Consider the following 4254-nt stretch of genomic DNA (forward strand, 5'->3'; position numbering starts at 1 on the left):
ATTGTTCAAATTTTTCTTCTTTAGAAGAAAAATCTTCCAATTAGCGTTTCAACGAGCTGGGAGATATGCTCGCCAGCTGTTGTAGTTTGTTTTCCCCCACCTAAAGAGGAAGGGGACATCTTAAAGCTCGTTATATATTTATGGAGGAGTGGAGAATTTATGAAGAAATATTTAATTGTTGGCGGTGTAGCTGGTGGTGCAACTGCTGCAGCAAGATTGCGCCGGTTGGAAGAGGATGCCGAAATAGTCCTTTTTGAACGGGGAGGAGATATTTCCTTTGCTAATTGTGGGCTCCCTTATTATGTAGGTGGTGCTATTAAGGAGAGAAATAATCTTCTGGTGATGAATCCACCTGCCTTCAAGGGCGTATATAATGTGGATGTGCGCATTCATAGTGAGGTAGTATCCCTGGATGCGGCCAAAAAGACTGTAAGGGTAAAGTCACCTGACGGGGAATATGAGGAAACATATGATGCGCTTTTGCTTGCCCCGGGGGCCAAGCCATTAAAACCAGGTATTCCAGGAATAGAACACCCTAATATTGTAACACTTCGCAATGTTCCGGATGCTGATGTTCTGCACCGCCTCAGCCGTGAATATCCTTCTGGTAGGGCTGTTGTCGTTGGGGGTGGCTTTGTGGGAATTGAAGCAGCTGAAAACCTGAAGGAGCAAGGTATTGATGTTACCGTCGTAGAAGCTGCCCCACACATTTTGGCTCCTTTTGATTCGGATATGGTATTGGCTGCAGAGAATGAGCTGAAAAAACAGGGGATAGAAATTATCCTTGGTGATGGTGTCAAGGAATTTCATCACCAGGAGGATGACAGTATTGATGTAGAATTATCATCAGGTATAAAGGTAAAGGCAGATTTTGTAGTGCTGTCCATTGGGGTCCGTCCAGATACCGCTTTTTTACAGGACAGTGGTATTGAATTAAATGACCGTGGATACATTATTGTCAATGAATATATGGAAACCAGTGCTGCTGATGTATATGCTGTAGGTGATGCCATACAGACCTATAATCTCCAGACTGGGGCATCAGGCAGCCTGGCATTGGCAGGACCGGCAAATCGTCAGGGTCGTTTGGCAGCAGATAATATGACCGGCAGGCGGGAAAAGTACCAGGGCTTTATTGGCAGCTCAGTACTGAAGGTGTTTGGATTGACTGCTGCTGCTACCGGAAAGAATGAAAGAGCCCTGCAGCAGATGGGGATGGTATACGGCAAGGACTACAGGTTTACCATGAGCTTTCCTGCTGATCATGCCACTTATTATCCGGGCGCTGAACGAATGACCTTGAAGCTGATATTCAGCATCAAGGATGGTAAGGTTTTGGGGGCTCAGGCTATTGGTCCCAAGGGTGTGGACAAGCGGGTGGATGTAATTGCGTCAGTAATACATTTCGGTGGAACAGTGCAGGATCTGATGGAATTAGAATTGTCATATGCACCACCTTATTCTTCAGCCAAGGATCCTGTGAATATGGCCGGCTATTATGCTGCAAATATTTTGGAAAAACTTACGGATCCACTTCTTCCACAGGAACTGGAGACTGAAATGGACAAGGGGGCCTTGCTTATTGATGTTCGTCCGGAAGCTGTATTTAAGCAGGGGCATATTGAAGGGGCAATCAATATCCCTGTTGCCAGGCTGCGTCAGGAATTTAATACCCTGGATAAGGACTGTGCCATCATTGTCAGCTGTATGGTTGGCATAAATGGTTATTACATGGAACGGATGCTGAAGCAGCAGGGCTTTAATGTCAGAAATCTTATGGGTGGCTTTATGTATTACAGGTTGGTGAACAGTAAATGATAGTGTGGGAATTTTTCCCTTGTATTTAAAGCCAATCCAGTTATTTTAAAAAATTATATGGGAGAGCCAGATTCAATTTGAATCTGGCTCTTTGTGAAAAAGCACAAGTTCTTTAATGGTCATTTTTTTACACAGATATTACTTCACCGGATGTCAATTTATTGTTATAATACACTAAACTTTTATGGATAGTAAAATTATCGTCATAATAAATTCCCATTGCTCTGAAAGGAATGGTGTTCATGGGTAATACTGAACGGGCAAAGGCCTTGATGGAGGATTTGCAGGAATATGCTCCGGAAAAGGCAAAGATGACTACTGTTGATGAGCTTGAGGTATATCTCGATTCGATGGAGCAAAAGGTTTTTCGGTATATGGAATTTATGTCAGCAAGGATTCCCCGGGGACTGCCGGCGGGGAAATACCAACGGGAAATCAATTGGCTGTATCGTCAGGTACGGAAAATGATTAATGATGAAATCAGCCAAATGTATCATTAATACAGTATACTGTGGGAATATGGAAGGATAGTCGTTTAATTATTTTATTTTTAAGGAGTATAGTTCTGGTAATTGGGTTATAACGAGCGTAAAATGCCCCCTTCTTCTTTAGGTAGTGGGAAATAAATAACAGGCGGTGAGCATATTTCTCGCCTCGTTGCGACACGAATTTAGTCCCTTTAGGGAAACGCCAATTGGAAGATTTTTCTTCTAGGGGAAGAAAAATTTGAACAATGGCGTTATAATTAACATAACAAGCTTTCATCATATCTGGAATGATATTTAGGAGTGATATATATGATCTTTCACCCAAGCATAAAAAGGCGTGAAATGATTGAATGCGTGCTGTGCGATGACGCACCCTGCAGCAAGGTATGTCCCCATGAATTGCAACCTGCAGATCTGTTGCGCAGTATATGGTTGGGTGGGGAGCTGCATGCGGCCGCTACTCTTCCTGAAGGTGATTTGTGCAGTAACTGTGCTGCACCATGTGAGACAGCTTGCATTCGCCCGAAGGCAGTACCTATAACCAAGCTGATTTCGAGATTAAAGAATGATGTTAAACCAATGGTTTCCGGGGAATTGTTAGATGATGAGGAAATCCTACATTCGGAAATCTGTGGGATTCCGGTTGAAAATCCTTTTTTATTGTCATCATCCGTGGTAGGCAGTACATATGATATGTGTGCCAGAGCGTTTGAGGCTGGTTGGGCCGGGGTATCATTCAAAACAATCTGTAATTTTGATATTCATGAGGCTTCACCAAGGTTTTCAGCAATTACTGGAGGAAGCAGCAGTATTATAGGTTTCAAAAATATTGAACAGCTTTCGGACCATAGCGTCGTGGAAAACATGAGTATTTTTAATGATCTGAAGCGGAATTATCCTACTAAATTCCTTTTGGCATCAATTATGGGACGGGATGATACTGAATGGGAAGAATTGGCTCGACGCTGTGAAATTAACGGCGCTGATGCCATTGAGCTTAATTTTTCCTGTCCCAATATGATGGATGAGGGATTGGGCTCTGATATAGGGCAGACACCTGAATTGGTAGAGCGATTTACTGCGGCAGCCTGCAAAAGCGTGTCTATTCCGGTCTTGGCCAAGCTTACCCCAAATGTTGCTTCCATGAAAGAAGCTGCCGAAGCTGCTTTAAGGGGTGGTGCCAGTGGAATATCCGCCATCAACACCATTAAAAGTATCATGCGGGTAAACCTTGGGACATATGTTTCCAGTCCTGCTGTAGGTGAATTATCTGCAGTAGGTGGATATAGCGGTAACGCAGTAAAGCCGATAGCTTTGAGGTTCGTTGCTGAGCTTGGTAAAAATCCGGCCTTATCCAGTATGCACATAAGTGGCATGGGGGGGATTGAATCATGGCAGGATGCCTTGGAGTTCATTCTTTTGGGAGCAGGATCCGTTCAGGTTACTACAGCGGTAATGCAGTATGGTTACCGAATTATCAAGGATTTAAAGGCTGGGCTGAATTATTACATTAGGGAAAGAGGCTTTTCCAGTGTCAGTGACCTTCAAGGTCTGGGACTTAGCCATGTGTACAATTCAACTGATTCCTTGGAGAGGGATACTATCGTGTATCCAAGGTTTAACAGACAGACCTGTATTGGCTGTGGACGATGCCGTATTTCCTGTGCGGATGGAGGTCATCAGGCTATTACTTTGAAGGAACGGAAGCCTGTTTTGGATTCGAAAAAGTGCGTTGGTTGTCATCTTTGTGTGTTGATTTGTCCTACAGGCTCCATACAGTCATCTGATAAAAGAATAAAAAAAGCAGAATATAACGAGCTTTAAGATGTCCCCTTCCTCTTTAGGTGGGGGAAAACAAACTACAACAGCTGGCGAGCATATCTCCCAGCTCGTTGAAACGCTAATTGGAAGATTTTTCTTCTAAAGAAGAAAAATTTGAACAATGGCG

Annotated in this window: 3 protein-coding genes; all 3 read left to right on the forward strand. The window is 43.5% G+C overall.

What is annotated here, in order from left to right:
• Positions 1 to 159 precede the first annotated feature (159 nt).
• The 3 genes from K6C05_RS06365 to preA all read left to right on the forward strand — a co-directional run bounded on the left by K6C05_RS06365 (position 160) and on the right by preA (position 4130).
• Positions 160 to 1818: an FAD-dependent oxidoreductase gene (locus tag K6C05_RS06365; protein WP_296732654.1), complete on the forward strand. Its 1659-nt coding sequence runs from the start codon at positions 160 to 162 to the stop codon at positions 1816 to 1818.
• Between the two features lie 242 nt (positions 1819 to 2060).
• A complete protein-coding gene (locus tag K6C05_RS06370) occupies positions 2061 to 2318 on the forward strand; it encodes a hypothetical protein (protein ID WP_296732655.1) in 258 nt (85 codons plus the stop codon).
• A 297-nt stretch (positions 2319 to 2615) separates the two neighbouring features.
• Positions 2616 to 4130 carry an NAD-dependent dihydropyrimidine dehydrogenase subunit PreA gene (gene preA / locus K6C05_RS06375; protein ID WP_296732658.1) on the forward strand — a complete coding sequence of 505 codons (1515 nt, stop codon included), beginning with the start codon at positions 2616 to 2618 and terminating at the stop codon, positions 4128 to 4130.
• Positions 4131 to 4254 lie beyond the last annotated feature (124 nt).

Origin of the sequence: Anaerovibrio sp., assembly GCF_024697385.1 — a bacterium.
GTDB lineage: Bacteria > Bacillota > Negativicutes > Selenomonadales > Selenomonadaceae > Anaerovibrio.